Here is a 16,445-nt window from a genome sequence, read left to right on the forward strand (position 1 = left end):
GCTAGCGTCCTGATGTGACCACCTCCCGATCGACTCCTTCGCGCAGTGGCACGGCCGGTGCCGCGCGTGGGCGGTCCGCCGCCCGCGAGCCGCGCCCGGCGTACCAGTGCGACGCCTGTGGGCACCAGCCGCCCAAGTGGGTGGGGCGCTGCCCGGAGTGCGGCGAGTGGGGCGCGGTGGTCGAGAGCACGACGACCGGCCCGACCGTGGCCGGTCGGGTGGTCAGCTCCCGGATGCCGGCCGAGCCGGCCCGGCCGATCGCCACCATCAGCGCCGCCCCGGCTCGCGCCGTGCCCACCGGGGTGAGCGAGCTCGACCGGGTGCTCGGCGGTGGTCTGGTGCCCGGTGCCGTGGTGCTCCTCGCCGGCGAGCCCGGCGTCGGCAAGTCGACACTGCTGCTGGACGTGGCCCAGCAGTGGGCAGCCGGCGCCGGCAGCCCTTCGCTTGTCGTCAGCGGGGAAGAGTCGGTCAGTCAGGTGCGCTTGCGTGCCGAACGGATGGGCACCCTACACGACCAGCTCTACCTCGCGGCGGAGAGCGACCTGGGGTCGGTGCTCGGTCACCTCGACGCGGTCAAGCCGGGTCTGCTGGTGCTCGACTCGGTGCAGACCATCTCGACCACCGGCACCGAGGGGGTGCCCGGTGGGGTGACCCAGGTGCGCGCGGTCACCGCCGCGCTGGTCTCGGTCGCCAAGGAGCGGGGCATCGCCACCGTGCTGGTCGGGCACGTCACCAAGGACGGCCAGGTGGCCGGGCCTCGGGTGCTGGAGCACCTGGTCGACGTGGTGTTGCACTTCGAGGGCGACAAGCACTCCTCGCTGCGTCTGGTGCGCGGTGTGAAGAACCGGTTCGGCGCGGCCGACGAGGTCGGCTGCTTCGAGATGCACGAGGGCGGCATCAGCAGCCTGGCCGACCCGTCCGGGCTGTTCCTGACCCGATACGCGGAACCGGTCCCGGGCACCTGCGTCACGGTGGCCATGGAGGGGCGGCGCGCCCTGGTCACCGAGGTGCAGGCGCTGATCGGCGCGACGGTTGCCGGCTCTCCCCGGCGTACCGTCTCCGGTCTCGACTCGGCGCGACTGGCGATGGTGCTCGCGGTGCTGCAACGACGCACCGAGCGGCTGACCCTGCACGACCGGGAGGTCTTCGCCGCCACGGTGGGCGGCATCCGGGTGGTGGAGCCGGCCGCGGACCTCGCGGTCGCGCTGGCGGTCGCCTCCGGCGGGCTCAACCTGGCCATCGCACCGCACCTGGTGGCGATCGGCGAGGTCGGTCTGACCGGCGAGGTACGCCGGGTCGGGGCGGTGCCCCGCCGGCTGGCCGAGGCGGCCCGGCTGGGGTTCAAGGTGGCCCTCGTGCCGCCCGGCTGCGGCCCGACCAGCACCGGCGCCGGCCCCCAGCAGATGCGGGTGACCGAGGTCACGGACGTCCGTTCGGCGCTGCACCATGCTGCCCGCGCGTCCGCCGAGTGACCCAGCGTGCCGACGGGGACGGCAAAACCGGACAGCACGCCGCAAGCGGGAAACGGGTTGGAAGGGCCGCATCGTGACACATCACAGTAACCACGACAGCACCCACCGCACGGCAGTCCGTAGACTGTGTCCGTGCCGATCGACCGCGATACCACCAAGCCAGCCGGCGCGCCGCCCCAGGCCCGCACCGGCGCCGTGGGCTCGCCCGCCCGCCCGATCAGCGTGAGCGTGACCGCGGGAGCCACCGGGAGTGCCGGCGATCCACTGCGCGCCAACCTCGCCCTGATGGCCCCGGGCACCGCCCTGCGCGACGGGCTGGAGCGCATCCTGCGTGGCCGCACGGGTGCGCTCATCGTGCTCGGCTACGACAAGGTCGTCGAGGGCCTGTGCACCGGCGGTTTTCCGCTGGACGTGGAGTTCTCCGCGACGCGGGTCCGGGAGTTGTGCAAGATGGACGGCGCCGTCGTGCTCTCCAGCGACGGCACCAGGATCGTCCGGGCGGCCGTGCACCTGATGCCCGACCCGTCCATCCCGACCGAAGAGTCCGGCACCCGACACCGCACCGCCGAGCGGGTGGCCCGGCAGACCGGCTACCCGGTCATCTCGGTCAGCCAGTCCATGCGGATCATCAGCCTCTACGTCAACGGTCAACGACACGTGCTCGACGACTCGGCGGCGATCCTCTCCCGGGCCAACCAGGCGCTCGCCACCCTGGAGCGCTACAAGCTCCGGCTCGACGAGGTCTCCGGCACGCTCTCCGCCCTGGAGATCGAGGATCTCGTCACCGTACGGGACGCGGTGGCCGTGGTGCAGCGTCTGGAGATGGTCCGCCGGATCGCCGACGAGATCGCCGGTTACGTGGTCGAGCTGGGCACCGACGGCCGCCTGCTGGCCCTGCAGCTCGACGAGCTGATGGCCGGCGTGGACGCCGATCGGACGCTCGTCATCCGGGACTACCTCCCGGTCGGCCGCAAGTCGCGCACCCTCGACGAGGCACTTGTCGAGCTGGACCTGCTCGGTGCCACCGAGTTGATCGACCTGGTGTCGGTGGCCAAGGCGATCGGCTACCCGGCCGCGTCCGACGCGCTGGACGCGGCGGTCAGCCCGCGCGGCTTCCGACTGCTGGCCAAGGTGCCGAGGCTGCCGGTGGCGGTGGTCGACCGCCTGGTGGTGCACTTCGGCAGCCTGCAACGGCTGCTGGGCGCCACCGTGGAGGACCTACAGGCCGTCGAGGGGGTCGGTGACGCCCGGGCGCGCGGTGTCCGTGAAGGGCTGTCCCGCCTCGCCGAGGCGTCGATCCTGGAACGGTACGTCTGATCCGGCTCAGCCGGTGACGGTGAGCTTGACCGGTGCGCTGAGCTTCGTGCCGACCCGGGCGAACACCTCGTACGCGCCGAGCGGCGGGAACGGCCCGGCGGCCAACCCACTGGCGTCGCACCGACTGGTGTCCCGCCCGTTCCACACCACCTGGTAGGAGCGCTCGAAGTTCGGGGTGAAGGACTGCACGTCCGAGCCCTGGACCTTGCCGCAGGTGTCGGAGGACCAGATCTTCTCGGCACCGGACTTGATGAAGATCTCTTGCAGGTCGGCGCCGACGTTGCGGCTGCACGTCCGGTCCGACGTGTTCTTGATCTTGAGTTGCAGGTCGGCCACCGCCCCACGCTGGACCGAGGTCGGGCTCGCCATCGAGACCACGCGGATCTCCGCATCGGTGCAGGTGCCGTCGTCCACCGAATTGGCCACCGTGCCCGGCGGAGGGTCGTTGCTGGTGATCGCGGGGCTCGGGGTCGTCGCATCCGGGGTCGTCGCATCCGGGTCGCCGGAGGCGGACGGCGGCGGAGCGCCGGTCTGTGGCGTCAGCACCGGGGCGCCCGGACCGGCCGCCCCGGTGGGCGTGGCCGTCGGCGACCCCGCAGCCTTCGGGTCGTCGGAGCGACCCGAGTTGGTGCAGGAATAGAGCAGGACAATCAGGAAGAGAAGCCCCGCTCCGAGTACGACGACGCGACGCCGCCAGTACACGGCGGGTGGCAGGGGGCCGACCGTCAGACGCATGATGCCCCCCACCGTAGCCGCGCTGCGCCCGCCAGTGTGGCGCGACGCGCCGGAGCCCTGCCGGGACGCGAGCAGAACCCTCCACTCTGGACGGAGATCTCGATCGTCCGGCACCCGCTCAGAGGTAGACCTTGCGCTGATAGACGGCGTGCGCACCAGCCACCCGATCCAGAAAGAGCAGCCCCGAGCAGTGGTCGATCTCGTGCTGCAACGCCCGCGCCTCGAAGCCGTCGGTCACCAACCGGACCGGCCCGCCGGTGCCCGGCAGATCACCCTCCACCACCAGCCGGCTGGCCCGCTTCACGTCACCGGTCAGGTCCGGTACCGACATGCACCCCTCCCGGCCCGGTTTCCACCGGGTCGCCTCTACCACGCGGGCGTTGCACAACACGAAGGCCCCGTGCACCGTCACCGCCTTCGGGTGCCCGGTCACGTCGACGGCGAAGACACGAGCACCCACCCCGACCTGCGGGGCGGCCAACCCGACACAACCCGGCGACACCCGCATCGTCGCCACCAGGTCTGCCGCGAGCTGCACCGTCTCGTCCGCCGTCGGATCGACCTCTCCGGCGGCCCGACTCAGCACCGGATGCGGGGCGGACATCACCGCCCGTACCGCACCCGACGCGGCCAACGCCTCCGGCGTCCAGCCACCCAGACCGGCGTACGGCACACTCTCCGCGCCGCTCACAACAGATCCGGGTCCGCCGGCCGGAGCGTGACCTCCACGCCCAGGTCAGCAGCCGTCCGATGCAGCCGGTCCACGAGCGCGTCGGCCACGCCCGCCGGCAACTCGACCTCGGCCAGCACCACGTAGAGCGCACCCGCCAACCGGGTGCTCAGGTCGGTGACATTCCCGCCGGCGTCGACAAGCGCCCGGGTCATCGCCGCGACAATGCCCATCCGGTCCGAACCGTGCACCGCCAGCACGTACGGCTCACCCACCGCGGGCACCTCACCGTCCGGGGTGACCGCGCGTACCGTCGCCAGCAGTTGACCCTCGGCGGCCAGCGGCGCCAGCGCGGCCTCAACCTCGGCGGCGGCCGGCCCGGTGCAGATCAGGGTCATCGCGAAATGTCCCCGCAGCCGAGTCATCGTGCTGTCGGTGAGGTTCGCGCCCAGTCGAGCCAACACCTCGGCTACGTCGGCCACGATGCCCGGCCGGTCCCGACCGATGACGGTGATCGCGAGCTCGTTCATCCGCGCATTCTCTCCGATCCGGGACGCGCCGCCGTGACACCCCGCCCGAGCCGCCCAACCAGCGGGACCCCAGCGCGTGACATCATCGACGACGCCATGACTCAACCCGATTTCGCCACCCTGGTCAGCCGATGGTTTCAGCAACACGCCCGTGACCTCCCCTGGCGTGCACCGGACACCAGCCCGTGGGCCATCCTGGTCAGCGAGGTCATGCTTCAACAGACACCCGTGGTCCGGGTGGTGCCGGCCTGGCAGGCGTGGCTGGCCCGCTGGCCGGACCCGGCAGCGTTGGCGGCGGACTCCCCCGCCGAGGCGATCCGGATGTGGGGACGCCTCGGCTACCCCCGTCGGGCGGTTCGGCTGCGGGAATGCGCGGTGGCGATCGTCGACCGGCACGGCGGCCAGGTTCCGGACCGCCTTGAGCAACTGCTGGCCCTGCCGGGAGTCGGCACGTACACGGCACGGGCGGTGGCCGCATTCGCGTACGGGCAGCGGCACCCGGTGGTCGACACCAACGTGCGACGGGTGGTCTGCCGGGCGGTAGCCGGCGAGCCGGACGCCGGACCGGTCACCCGGCCAGCCGACCTGGTCGCCACCGAAGAGCTACTCCCGACGGAACCGGCCGCGGCGGCTCTGGCCAGCGCCGCGTTCATGGAACTGGGCGCGGTCATCTGCACCGCCCGGTCGCCGCGCTGCCCGGCCTGCCCGGTCGAGTCGATCTGCGCGTGGCGGGCTTCCGGCCAGGAGGCCCCAACAGGTCCAACCCGCCGACCCCAGCGGTACGCCGGCACCGACCGACAGGTACGCGGCCTGCTGCTCGGGGTGCTCCGGGACGCCACCGGTCCGGTACCACACGAACGGCTGGACCAGGTCTGGACCGACGACGTGCAACGCGCCCGAGCCCTGGCCGGTCTGGTGCAGGACGGGCTGGTCGAACCGGCCGACACCGATTCCTTCCGCCTCGCCGGCGACGGCCCGTCATGCACCACCGCCGACCTCACCACCTGACCCACCGGCCCTCGCTGGGGGGTTGTGTGATCGTGCGGCGGGGTGCTCCGTCGGGAGGCCACGCCCCAACCTGACCTCGACACTCCGCCCCCGCACTCCGGCCCCGTCCCTTCTTCCACCCACAACATCAGGGAAAGTGCTGCCTCCGGACGCGCTGAGGCAGCACTTTCCCTGATGTTGCGTAGATCTTGCCTGAGGGTGGCATGGCAGTGCGACGGCGCCGGCCGTGGCACGGCGCGGGCGCTGGCACGGCGCGGGCGCTGGCACGGCGCCGGCGGGTGCGGTGTGGGTGACCTCCGGGTAGCGCAACGAGGGCGAGGCCCCGATGGCTCACGCCACCGAGGCCCCGCCCCTTGTTGCTGGTTGTGCTACTCGTCCGTGGCCGCTGCGGCGGTGCCAGCGGCAGTGCCACCGAGGTCGGCCGGCACGGCGTCCGGAACTTCGACCGGCTTCTCCGCGCCCCGGAAGACGAGCTTGGACTTGTCGATGTCGTTCGGGTCGCCCTCGCAGTCCACCACGACGATCTGACCCGGGGTCAGCTCGTTGAACAGGATCCGCTCGGAGAGGTTGTCCTCGATGTCGCGCTGGATCGTGCGACGAAGCGGACGGGCACCGAGCACCGGGTCGAAGCCCTTCGCCGCCAGGTACTTCTTGGCGTTGTCGGTCAGCTCCAGACCCATGTCCTTGTTGCGCAGCTGGCCTTCGATCCGCTGGATCATGATGTCCACGATCGAGAGGATCTCGGTCTGACGCAGCTGGTGGAAGACGATGGTGTCGTCGATCCGGTTGAGGAACTCAGGCCGGAAGTGCTGCTTGAGCTCGTCGTTGACCTTCTGCTTCATCCGGTCGTAGTTGGACTCGGAGTCCTCCGACGCCTGGAAGCCCAGCGACACCGCCTTGGCGACGTCACGGGTGCCCAGGTTGGTGGTCAGGATGATGACCGTGTTCTTGAAGTCCACGATCCGACCCTGACCGTCGGTGAGCCGACCGTCCTCGAGGATCTGGAGCAGCGTGTTGAACACGTCCGGGTGGGCCTTCTCGATCTCGTCGAAGAGGACCACCGAGAACGGCCGACGCCGCACCTTCTCGGTCAGCTGCCCGCCCTCGTCGTAGCCGACGTAGCCGGGAGGGGCACCCACGAGCCGGGAGACCGTGTAACGGTCGTGGAACTCGGACATGTCCAGCTGGATGAGGGCATCCTCGCTGCCGAAGAGGAACTCGGCGAGCGCCTTGGACAGCTCGGTCTTACCGACACCCGACGGGCCGGCGAAGATGAACGAGCCCGACGGGCGCTTCGGGTCCTTCAGGCCGGCCCGGGTACGCCGGATCGCCTTCGAGACCGCCTTGACCGCATCCTCCTGGCCGATGACGCGCTTGTGCAGCTCGTCCTCCATGCGCAGCAGGCGAGAGGTCTCCTCCTCGGTCAGCTTGTAGACCGGGATGCCGGTCCAGTTGCCGAGCACCTCGGCGATCTGCTCGTCGTCAACCTCGCTGACGACGTCCAGGTCACCGGCCTTCCACTCCTTCTCCCGCTGGGCCTTCTGGCCGAGCAGCTGCTTCTCCTTGTCGCGCAGCTGGGCGGCACGCTCGAAGTCCTGCGCGTCGATCGCGGACTCCTTGTCGCGACGCACCTGGGCGATGCGCTCGTCGAAGTCACGCAGGTCTGGCGGCGCGGTCATCCGACGGATCCGCATCCGGGCGCCGGCCTCGTCGATCAGGTCGATCGCCTTGTCCGGCAGGAAGCGGTCGGAGATGTACCGGTCGGCCAGCGTCGCGGCCGCCACCAGGGCGGCGTCGGTGATCGAGACCCGGTGGTGCGCCTCGTACCGGTCGCGCAGGCCCTTGAGGATCTCGATGGTGTGCGCCAGCGACGGCTCACCCACCTGGATCGGCTGGAACCGACGCTCGAGAGCGGCGTCCTTCTCCAGGTGCTTGCGGTATTCGTCGAGCGTGGTGGCGCCGATGGTCTGCAGCTCACCACGGGCCAGCATCGGCTTGAGGATGCTCGCGGCGTCGATCGCGCCCTCGGCGGCACCCGCACCCACCAGGGTGTGGATCTCGTCGATGAACAGGATGATGTCGCCGCGGGTGCGGATCTCCTTGAGCACCTTCTTGAGGCGCTCCTCGAAGTCACCGCGGTAGCGGGAACCGGCGACGAGCGCACCCAGGTCGAGCGTGTAGAGCTGCTTGTCCTTGAGAGTCTCGGGCACCTCGCCCTTGATGATCTTCTGGGAAAGCCCCTCCACCACGGCGGTCTTACCGACGCCGGGCTCACCGATCAGGACCGGGTTGTTCTTGGTACGGCGGGAGAGCACCTGCATGACCCGCTCGATTTCCTTCTCGCGCCCGATGACCGGGTCGAGCTTGCCCTCGCGGGCGGCCTGGGTCAGGTTGCGGCCGAACTGGTCCAGCACCAGGCTGGTCGACGGCGCGGCCTCACCCGGCGCGGCGCCCGCCGCGGCAGGCTCCTTGCCCTGGTAGCCGGAGAGCAGCTGGATCACCTGCTGGCGGACCCGGTTGAGGTCGGCGCCGAGCTTGACCAGCACCTGGGCGGCGACGCCCTCGCCCTCGCGGATCAGCCCGAGCAGGATGTGCTCGGTGCCGATGTAGTTGTGGCCGAGCTGCAGCGCCTCGCGCAGCGACAGCTCCAGCACCTTCTTGGCCCGCGGCGTGAACGGGATGTGCCCGCTCGGCGCCTGCTGGCCCTGGCCGATGATCTCCTCGACCTGCTGGCGGACGCCCTCCAGGGAGATGCCGAGGCTCTCCAGGGCCTTTGCCGCGACGCCTTCACCTTCGTGGATCAGGCCCAGCAGGATGTGTTCCGTACCGATGTAGTTGTGGTTGAGCATCCGGGCCTCTTCTTGGGCCAGGACGACAACCCGTCGCGCTCGGTCGGTGAACCGCTCGAACATGCCCTCGTGCTCCTCACGTGCCGTGCGCCTTGATGGTCAAGATCTTGGCGGGGCCGGTGCACGAACGTCCGGGACGGGCGTCCGTGCCTCCTTACTCTATCGTCGCTGACCGACTCAGCTGAGGTCGTGTGTCTCCGGTCTGGGTCGGTTCCGCGTCGTTTTGGACAACCGTCCGCGCTCAGGAGGTGTTCCGGTAGTCCTGTCGCTACGCGCAGAGCGAAATCCGACTGGCACGACCGGAGCCCGATCCGGGCCTCGGAAGCGCTCCGGAAGCCCCCGGAGGGGGTAAACCGGGCTTGCGACGACCGCTGCGCCCAACCCTGGGGAAGGTTGTCCACAGGCTGTGGATGGTTGCTCCACTGGTTGTGGACAACGTCGGTGGAAGCGGAATGCTTCCCGCACCCCGGAGCACGGACACGGCGACGCCGGCCCGGAGAACTCCTCCGGCCCGGCGTCGGTGTCGCCTGCGGGGGGCGACTGGCACCCACCGCTGATGGATCAGCGCTTCGCGTGGTACTCGTCAACGATCTCCTGCGGGATACGACCCCGGTCCGAGATGTCCTTGCCGGCCTTCTTGGCCCACTCCCGGATCGCCTTGTTCTGTTCCCGATCGGCGGTCGCGCCGCCCCGACCGCGAGCAGCACGCCCACCGACCACCACGCCGCCCCGGCCGACCTTGGTGCCGGCGCCCACGTACGAGGCAAAAGCGTCGCGCAATTTAGCGGCGTTGGCACTCGACAGGTCGATCTCGTACTGAACGCCGTCGAGGGCGAACTTGACGGTCTCGTCCGCGTCCCCGCCGTCCAGGTCATCGACCAGCTTGTGAATGATCTGCTTGGCCACGTCCCACATTCCTTTCGAGCAGGGCACTCCTGCTAACGAGAGCACAATAACCCCCGCAGTACTTGCCGCGTCAATAGGATGCCGTTACGGCGTGGGGTGAGCCGGGCGAGCCCTACTCGGGGCGGACCAACGGGAAGAGGATCGTTTCCCGAATTCCGAGGCCGGTCAGGGCCATCAACATCCGGTCGATTCCCATTCCCATACCGCCGGCCGGCGGCATTCCGTACTCCATCGCCCGGAGAAAGTCCTCGTCGAGGCGCATCGCCTCGTCGTCGCCACGGGCCGCGAGCTGCGCCTGGGCCACCAGCCGCTCCCGCTGCACCACCGGGTCCACCAGCTCGGAGTATCCGGTGCCCAGCTCGAATCCGAGCACGTAGAGGTCCCACTTCTCGGCCAGCCCCGGCTCACTGCGGTGGCCCCGGGTGAGCGGGCTGGTCTCCTCCGGGTAGTCCCGCACGAAGGTGGGTGCCACCAGGCTGGGGACGACCAGCTCCTCGAACAGTTCCTCGGCCAGCTTGCCCGGCCCCCACTTCGGGTCGACCGCCAATCCCACCTTGTCCGCGTACTCCACCAGGCGGGATCGGTCGGTGCGGACCGTGACCTCCTCGCCGAGCGCTTCGGAAAGCACACCGAAGAGTGTCACCGACCGCCACTCGCCACCCAGGTCGAACTCGCGTCCGTCGGCGTGGGTCACCACCATCGAACCGCTGACCGCGATCGCCGCCTGTTGCACGAGATTACGGGTCAGCTCGCCGATCGTGTCGTAGTCGCCGTACGCCTGGTACGTCTCCAGCATCGCGAACTCCGGCGAGTGCGAAGAGTCGACCCCCTCATTACGGAAGTTGCGGTTGATCTCGAAGACGCGGTCGACGCCACCAACCACAGCGCGCTTGAGAAACAGTTCCGGCGCGATTCGCAGATACAGATCGGTGCTCAACGCATTGCTGTGGGTCACGAACGGGCGGGCCGTCGCGCCACCATGCAGCAGTTGCAGCATCGGCGTTTCCACCTCGATGAAGCCCTGCCCGTGCAGTGAATCGCGCAGACTGCGCACGGCGGCGGCTCGGGTACGGACCATCTCCCGTGCCTGCGGCCGGACGATCAGGTCGACGTAACGCTGCCGGACGCGAGCCTCCTCGGAGAGCGGCTTGTGTGCCACCGGCAACGGTCGCAGCGCCTTGGCGGTCATCTCCCACTGCTCTGCCAGCACCGACAACTCACCCCGGCGACTGGTGATCACCTCACCGGTGACGCCGACCTGGTCGCCGAGGTCGACCAGGCGCTTCCACGCCTCCAGCCGCTCCGGCCCGACCCGGTCGAGCGAGAGCATCGCCTGCAACTCGGTGCCGTCGCCGTCGCGCAGGGTCGCGAAGCACAGCTTCCCGGTGTTGCGTACGAAGATCACCCGGCCGGTGACCGCGACCTGGTCGCCGGTCGCGGTGTCGGTCGGCAGATCGGCGTAGCGGGTCCGGATCTGCGCCAGGGTGGCCGTCCGGGCAAAGCCGACCGGGTAGGGCTCGATGCCCTCGGCGAGCATCCGGTCCCGCTTCTCCCGGCGGACCTTCATCTGCTCGGGAAGGTCGTCGGCGGGGTCCACTGGCACGACGTTCTGCTCGCTCACGGCACGCTTCCTCAGGGAGTTTTCGGCGGGGTCAGCCCCTGAGCGTACTCATGCCGCCAGAGGGTCGTTACCGGATAACCTGCCCGTCATGGTGAATCACACTCAGGCCCTGTCGTTCGGTGCCGCGGCAGCGGAGTACGACCGGCTTCGACCCCGTTACCCGCAGGCCGCGGTCCGCTGGGCGCTGCAGGGGCTGGGCGACGCCGCCCGGGTCGTCGACCTGGGCGCCGGCACCGGCATCCTCACCCGCGAGGTGCTCGCCCTCGGGCACGAGGTGACCCCGGTGGAGCCCGATCCGGGTATGCGCGCCCAGCTGGCGGCGGCCACCCCGGGTGTCGAGTCCCTGGCCGGTGGAGCGGAGTCCGTTCCCCTGCCGGACGGGGCGGCGGACGCGGTGTTGGTCGGGCAGGCCTACCACTGGTTCGACCGGGAGCGGGCACATGCGGAGATCGCCCGCGTGCTCCGGACCGACGGCACGTTCGCCCCGATCTGGAACACCCGGGACGATCGGGTCGAGTGGGTGGCCGAGCTGGGTCGAATCGCCCACATGGACAGCAACGCCGACAACCTCATCGAGTCGGTGACCACGTTCGGCCCGGCGTTCGGCGACGTGGAGCTCGGTGAGTTCAGCCAGCGCACCGCCCTCACCGTGGACGAGGTCGTCGGCATGATGCGCACCCGCTCGTACTACCTCACCGCCGACCGGTCGAGCCAGGAGGCGGTGGAGCGGGAGTTGCGCGACCTCCTCGCCACCCATCCGGACCTGGCCGGACGGGACCGCGTGGAGCTGCCGTACCGGACGCTCGTCTTCCGAGCCCGCCGGCGCTGACCGGTCCGCCGGCGGCGTCAGAGGTTGCGCTCGTAGACCATCCGGAGGCCGATCAGCGTGATCATCGGCTCGTGGTGGGTGATGGTGCGACACTCGTTGATCACCAGGGAGGCCAGCCCGCCGGTGGCGATCACCGCCTTCACCTCGCCCAACTCCTCGGTCATCCGCTCGACGATGCGGTCCACCTGCCCGGCGAACCCGAAGTAGAGGCCCGCCTGGAGGCACTCCACGGTGTTCTTGCCGATCACCGAGCGGGGCTTGGTGGCCTCGACCTTGCGCAGCTGGGCCGCCCGGGCGGCCAGCGCGTCGAAGGAGATCTCGATGCCCGGGGCGAACGCCCCGCCGAGAAACTCGCCCCGACCGCTGATCACATCGAAGTTGGTGGTGGTGCCGAAGTCCACCACGATCGACGGCCCGCCGTAGAGGGAGTACGCGGCCAGCGTGTTCACCACCCGGTCGGCGCCCACCTCCTTCGGATTGTCGATCGCCAACTGCACCCCGGTCCGCACGCCCGGCTCGACGATCACGCTCGGCAGGTCGGCGTAGTAGCGGCCGAGCATGGTGCGCAGCGAGCGCAGCGCGGCCGGCACGGTCGAGCAGGCGGCCACGCCGGTGATCTCGACGTTGTCCCCGGCGAGCAGCCCTCGGAACATGAGGCCCAACTCGTCCGCCGTCGAGCGGGCATCGGTCTTGATCCGCCAGGAGTGCACCAGCTTGTCGCCGTCGAAGGTCGCCAGCACGGTGTTGGTGTTTCCGATGTCGATGCAGAGCAGCACGCACGCAGCCTAGACAACTAGTCGGTGCGCAGGTCCAGCGCGATGTCCAGGATCGGCGACGAGTGGGTCAACGCGCCCACCGAGAGGAAGTCGACGCCGGTCGCCGCGTACCGGCCCGCCACCTCCAGGGTCAACCCGCCGGTCGCCTCCAACTCCGCCCGGTCGCCCACGGCGGCCACCGCCTCGGCCAGCACCTCGGGCGTCATGTTGTCGCAGAGCAGGAAATCCGCCCCGGCCTCCACCGCCTCGACCGCCTCGTCGACAGTCGTCACCTCGACCTGCACCGGCACCTCCGGGAACGCCTCCCGGACCCGCCGGTACGCCGCCGTGATGCCCCCCGCCGCCAGCTTGTGGTTGTCCTTGATCATGGCCACGTCGTAGAGGCCCATCCGCTTGTTGGTGCCCCCACCGGCCCGCACGGCGTACTTCTCCAGCGCCCGCAGGCCCGGCGTCGTCTTGCGGGTGTCCAGCACCATCGCCTTCGTGCCGGCCAACGCGTCCGCCCAGGCACGGGTGTGGGTGGCCACCCCGGACATCCGGCAGAGCAGGTTCAGCGCCGTCCGCTCGGCCGTCAGCAGCAGCCGGGTCGGGCCGGTCACCGTCGCCAGCACCGCGCCGCGGGCCACCCGCTCACCGTCGTGGGCCAACACCGACACCTCGACGGTACGACCGAAGCCGGTCACCTCGCCCACCAGCTCGAACACGGCGGCGGCCACCGCCATCCCGGCCAGCACACCATCCGCGCGAGCCACCAGGTCGGCGGTGTCGGTCTGTCCCGCCGGAATGGTGGCCACGCTCGTGACGTCCAGGAAATCGGGACCCAGATCCTCGACCAGCGCGGTCTCGATCACCTGCCGCACCTGCGCCGGATCCAGTCCGCCCGCCCGCAACGCCGCCTCTGTCGAACCCGTCAATGCCGTCTCCGTTCGCGACTGCGGGGCTCGCGAAACCGGCTCACTCCTCGCGCTCACTGTGAGTTCCCCTCCCACTGTTGGCCCACCCGGCCCTCCGCCCCGACCGACCCGACCAGATGACCCAGCCACCGTTCGTCGGCCGTCGGGAAGTCCTCCCGCCAGTGGCAGCCCCGGGTCTCACCACGCGCGTACGCGGCGGCCACCAGCGTCGACGCCACCGTGAGCAGGTTGGTCGCCTCCCAGTCGGCGGTCCGTGGCCGACCCCGGGCAACGCCCAACTCCCGCAGGCTTCCGGCGGTCCCCGCCAGCGTCGCCGCGGATCGGAGCACCCCGGCCCCCCGGGTCATCGCCCGTTGCAGGGTCGGCGTCGCCGCCGCGGGCAGCACCCAGCCCTCGCCTCCGCGCCAGGCACCGGTGTCCGCCGGCTGCACCTGCTCGGGCAGGCCCGCCGCGATGTCCTCGGCGATCCGCCGGGAGAAGACCAGACCCTCCAGCAGCGAGTTGCTGGCCAGCCGGTTCGCGCCGTGCACCCCCGTGCAGGCCACCTCGCCGCAGGCGTACAGGCCCGGGATGGAGGTGCGGCCACGCAGGTCGGTCCGGACACCACCGGAGGCGTAGTGGGCGGCCGGCGCCACCGGGATCAGGTCGGTCGCCGGGTCCACGCCGATCGCCAGGCAGGACGCCACGATGGTGGGGAACCTGCCGGCCAGGAAGTCGCCGCCCAGGTGCCGTGCGTCGAGGAAGACGTGGTCATCGCCGGTGGCCAGCAACACCCGGTGGATGCCCTTGGCCACCACGTCCCGGGGTGCCAGCTCGGCCAACTCGTGCTGGCCCACCATGAACCGCTTGCCGTCGGCGTCCACCAGGTACGCGCCCTCACCGCGCAGCGCCTCGGAGACCAGCGGCTGCTGCGCGTGCCCGGCACCGGGCACTCCCGCGCCGGGCGGGGTGATCAGGGCGGTGGGGTGGAACTGGACGAACTCCACGTCGGTCACCGCCGCGCCGGCCCGCATCGCGAGCGCGACCCCGTCGCCGGTGGAGACCGCCGGGTTGGTGGTGGCCGCGAAGATCTGCCCCATCCCGCCGGTGGCGAGCACCACCGCGCGGGCCAGCAGCGCGCCGACGCCGTCCTCGCTGCCCTCGCCGAGCACGTGCAGGGTGATCCCGCAGGCCGGGCCGAGCCCGTCCGGGCCGTCGCCGGGCGCTCGCAGCAGATCCAGGACCAGGGCGTGTTCGACAAGTCGGATCCACGGGTCGCGTTGCACCGCCGCGTGCAGGGCCCGCTGCACCTCCGCGCCGGTGGCGTCACCGCCGGCGTGCACGATCCGGTCCGCCCGGTGGCCGCCCTCGCGGGTCAACATCAACGATCCGTCCGGATGGCGATCGAACTCGGCGCCGATGCGCATCAACTCCCGCAACCGGGCCGGACCCTCCTCGACCAGCACCCGTACCGCCGCCGGGTCGCAGAGCCCCACCCCGGCGATCTGAGTGTCGCGGGCGTGCGCCGCGGGGGTGTCCGTCGGGTCGAGCACGGCGGCGATGCCGCCCTGTGCCCATCGCGTCGAGCCGTCGTCGATGTTGACCTTGGTGACCACCGTGACGTGCAGGCCCGCCTCACGCAGGTGCAGCGCCGCGGTCAACCCGGCCACGCCGGAACCCACCACGATCACGTCGGTGGTCTCCACCCAGCCGGGCGCGGGCGCGGCCAGCAACGCGGGCAGGGCCGGCAGGTCGACGGTCGGAAGGTCCATCCCCCCAGTCAACCCGAACCGTCCTCGCTCGGGGCGGCGGGGGCGGGACGAGTGTTTTGGGCTACCCCGTCCGGCGCCGCCCCGACCGTCAGCCGCGGGTCACTTCGTCCGGACCGGAAGACCGGCCGGGCCGGTGCCCTTCAACGAGGCGGTCACCGTACGGTCGCTGAGCCACAGGTAGCAGCGGACACCCCGGTCACCGACCCGCCAGCGCCCCGCACCCGGCGGGCGGACCACCAACCCGGTGCGAAAGCGCAGGTCGACGTCGTCCGGCACGCCCACGTACCGGCCGAGGATGCTGCGGCAGCCGGTGTAGAGCGGCTCCCAGTCGGCGTCCCGGGTCGGGTACGCCATCTCCGGCGCGCGCCACACCCCGACGAACTCGGCGTCGTGCCGTTGCGCGCACTCCACCGGAATCAGCGTGCGGACCCCCGCACCGGCGGCGGTGCGGGTCTGCTGGCAGCCGAGGCGCAGCCCGGCAGGCCCCTTCAACGCGTCCCGCAGGCTGCCCGAGCGGACCACAACGGTGGCCGCGGCCTCGACCGTGGTCAACTCGGTGAGGTCACACCGGAACCACCGGGAACCGGCCGCCCAGCCCGGTCCCGAGGGCAGCGCCACCGACAACCGCAGCCGGCCGGCCCGCCAGTCGTCGCCCACGTACCCGGTCGCCCGGGTGTCGCACTCGGTGAAGGCGCCCCGCAACTCCGCCGAGCCACCCGCCGGCGCACTCGCCCGCTCGACCGGAAACGCCCCCACATGCACCGTTTCCAGCCGGTGCGGACCGGCGCAGTCCACCGGCTCGTAGGCGGCAAGGGTGACCACATCGGTGAAGTCGGCGGCCTGGCAGACACCCGTGGCCGGGGTGAACGCCGACGCCTGCGGCAGCGCCGCCCAGTCGTCGGTGAGGTCACCGTCCAGGTCACCCGACCCGGCGCACCCCGCGAGCAGCACCACCGTCACGGCAGCGGCGAACACGGTCGTCCTGGCACTGCGCATAAGCGGCCTCCCCCAGCCACCGACCGGCTTCCGCCAGCGCGCCAAGGGTAACCGGAAATGACCTTCCGGTA

At 70.9% G+C, this 16,445-nt stretch carries 14 protein-coding genes; 4 read left to right on the top strand and 10 right to left on the bottom strand.

Features of this window, described 5'->3' with window-relative positions; all coding sequences use genetic code 11:
* Positions 1-14: 14 nt before the first annotated feature.
* Positions 15-1,472, top strand: a complete 1,458-nt coding sequence (gene radA / locus AB0C25_RS07985; RefSeq protein ID WP_357370750.1) for a DNA repair protein RadA — start codon at positions 15-17, stop codon at positions 1,470-1,472.
* Between the two features lie 132 nt (positions 1,473-1,604).
* Positions 1,605-2,789: a DNA integrity scanning diadenylate cyclase DisA gene (gene disA, locus AB0C25_RS07990; RefSeq protein WP_184179279.1), complete on the top strand. Its 1,185-nt coding sequence runs from the start codon at positions 1,605-1,607 to the stop codon at positions 2,787-2,789.
* Positions 2,790-2,795: 6 nt separating this feature from the next.
* Here the strand turns inward: disA and AB0C25_RS07995 are convergent, their stop codons facing one another.
* The 3 genes from AB0C25_RS07995 to AB0C25_RS08005 form a co-directional block, all read right to left on the bottom strand.
* Entirely contained in the window at positions 2,796-3,524 is a 729-nt protein-coding gene (locus AB0C25_RS07995; protein ID WP_357370753.1) for a hypothetical protein, read from the bottom strand.
* A gap of 118 nt (positions 3,525-3,642) precedes the next feature.
* The gene (locus AB0C25_RS08000; protein ID WP_357370755.1) at positions 3,643-4,215 is read right to left on the bottom strand and encodes a peptide deformylase; all 573 of its coding nucleotides are present in this window, start codon (positions 4,213-4,215) and stop codon (positions 3,643-3,645) included.
* Complete coding sequence (locus AB0C25_RS08005; RefSeq protein WP_357370757.1) at positions 4,212-4,724, bottom strand: ACT domain-containing protein; 513 nt, start codon at positions 4,722-4,724, stop codon at positions 4,212-4,214. The genes AB0C25_RS08000 and AB0C25_RS08005 overlap by 4 nt, the downstream gene beginning before the upstream one ends.
* A 96-nt stretch (positions 4,725-4,820) precedes the next feature.
* Here AB0C25_RS08005 and AB0C25_RS08010 point away from each other — a divergent pair, with 96 nt between their 5' ends.
* The gene (locus tag AB0C25_RS08010; protein WP_357370759.1) at positions 4,821-5,732 is read left to right on the top strand and encodes an A/G-specific adenine glycosylase; all 912 of its coding nucleotides are present in this window, start codon (positions 4,821-4,823) and stop codon (positions 5,730-5,732) included.
* Positions 5,733-6,100: 368 nt separating this feature from the next.
* On the opposite strand, the gene AB0C25_RS08015 is transcribed toward AB0C25_RS08010, so the two are convergent.
* The 3 genes from AB0C25_RS08015 to lysS all read right to left on the bottom strand — a co-directional run bounded on the left by AB0C25_RS08015 (position 6,101) and on the right by lysS (position 11,108).
* The gene (locus tag AB0C25_RS08015) at positions 6,101-8,644 is read right to left on the bottom strand and encodes an ATP-dependent Clp protease ATP-binding subunit (RefSeq protein ID WP_357370761.1); all 2,544 of its coding nucleotides are present in this window, start codon (positions 8,642-8,644) and stop codon (positions 6,101-6,103) included.
* 498 nt (positions 8,645-9,142) lie between these two features.
* Positions 9,143-9,487: an Lsr2 family protein gene (locus tag AB0C25_RS08020; RefSeq protein ID WP_357370763.1), complete on the bottom strand. Its 345-nt coding sequence runs from the start codon at positions 9,485-9,487 to the stop codon at positions 9,143-9,145.
* 112 nt (positions 9,488-9,599) lie between these two features.
* The gene (gene lysS, locus AB0C25_RS08025) at positions 9,600-11,108 is read right to left on the bottom strand and encodes a lysine--tRNA ligase (protein WP_357370765.1); all 1,509 of its coding nucleotides are present in this window, start codon (positions 11,106-11,108) and stop codon (positions 9,600-9,602) included.
* A gap of 88 nt (positions 11,109-11,196) precedes the next feature.
* On the opposite strand from lysS, the gene AB0C25_RS08030 reads away from it, so the two are divergent.
* Positions 11,197-11,937, top strand: a complete 741-nt coding sequence (locus AB0C25_RS08030) for a methyltransferase domain-containing protein (protein WP_357370767.1) — start codon at positions 11,197-11,199, stop codon at positions 11,935-11,937.
* A 17-nt stretch (positions 11,938-11,954) separates the two neighbouring features.
* On the opposite strand, the gene AB0C25_RS08035 is transcribed toward AB0C25_RS08030, so the two are convergent.
* From AB0C25_RS08035 to AB0C25_RS08050, 4 genes are all read right to left on the bottom strand, one after another.
* Positions 11,955-12,713, bottom strand: a complete 759-nt coding sequence (locus AB0C25_RS08035; RefSeq protein ID WP_357067967.1) for a type III pantothenate kinase — start codon at positions 12,711-12,713, stop codon at positions 11,955-11,957.
* 17 nt (positions 12,714-12,730) lie between these two features.
* Positions 12,731-13,627, bottom strand: coding sequence for a carboxylating nicotinate-nucleotide diphosphorylase (gene nadC, locus AB0C25_RS08040; RefSeq protein WP_357370769.1), 897 nt, complete (start codon positions 13,625-13,627; stop codon positions 12,731-12,733).
* 53 nt (positions 13,628-13,680) lie between these two features.
* Positions 13,681-15,378 carry an L-aspartate oxidase gene (locus tag AB0C25_RS08045; protein ID WP_357370771.1) on the bottom strand — a complete coding sequence of 566 codons (1,698 nt, stop codon included), beginning with the start codon at positions 15,376-15,378 and terminating at the stop codon, positions 13,681-13,683.
* Positions 15,379-15,477: 99 nt separating this feature from the next.
* The gene (locus AB0C25_RS08050; RefSeq protein WP_357370773.1) at positions 15,478-16,374 is read right to left on the bottom strand and encodes a septum formation family protein; all 897 of its coding nucleotides are present in this window, start codon (positions 16,372-16,374) and stop codon (positions 15,478-15,480) included.
* Between the last annotated feature and the right edge of the window lie 71 nt (positions 16,375-16,445).

This window comes from Micromonospora sp. NPDC048839, from assembly GCF_040649915.1.
In the GTDB taxonomy this organism is placed as follows: Bacteria; Actinomycetota; Actinomycetes; order Mycobacteriales; family Micromonosporaceae; genus Micromonospora.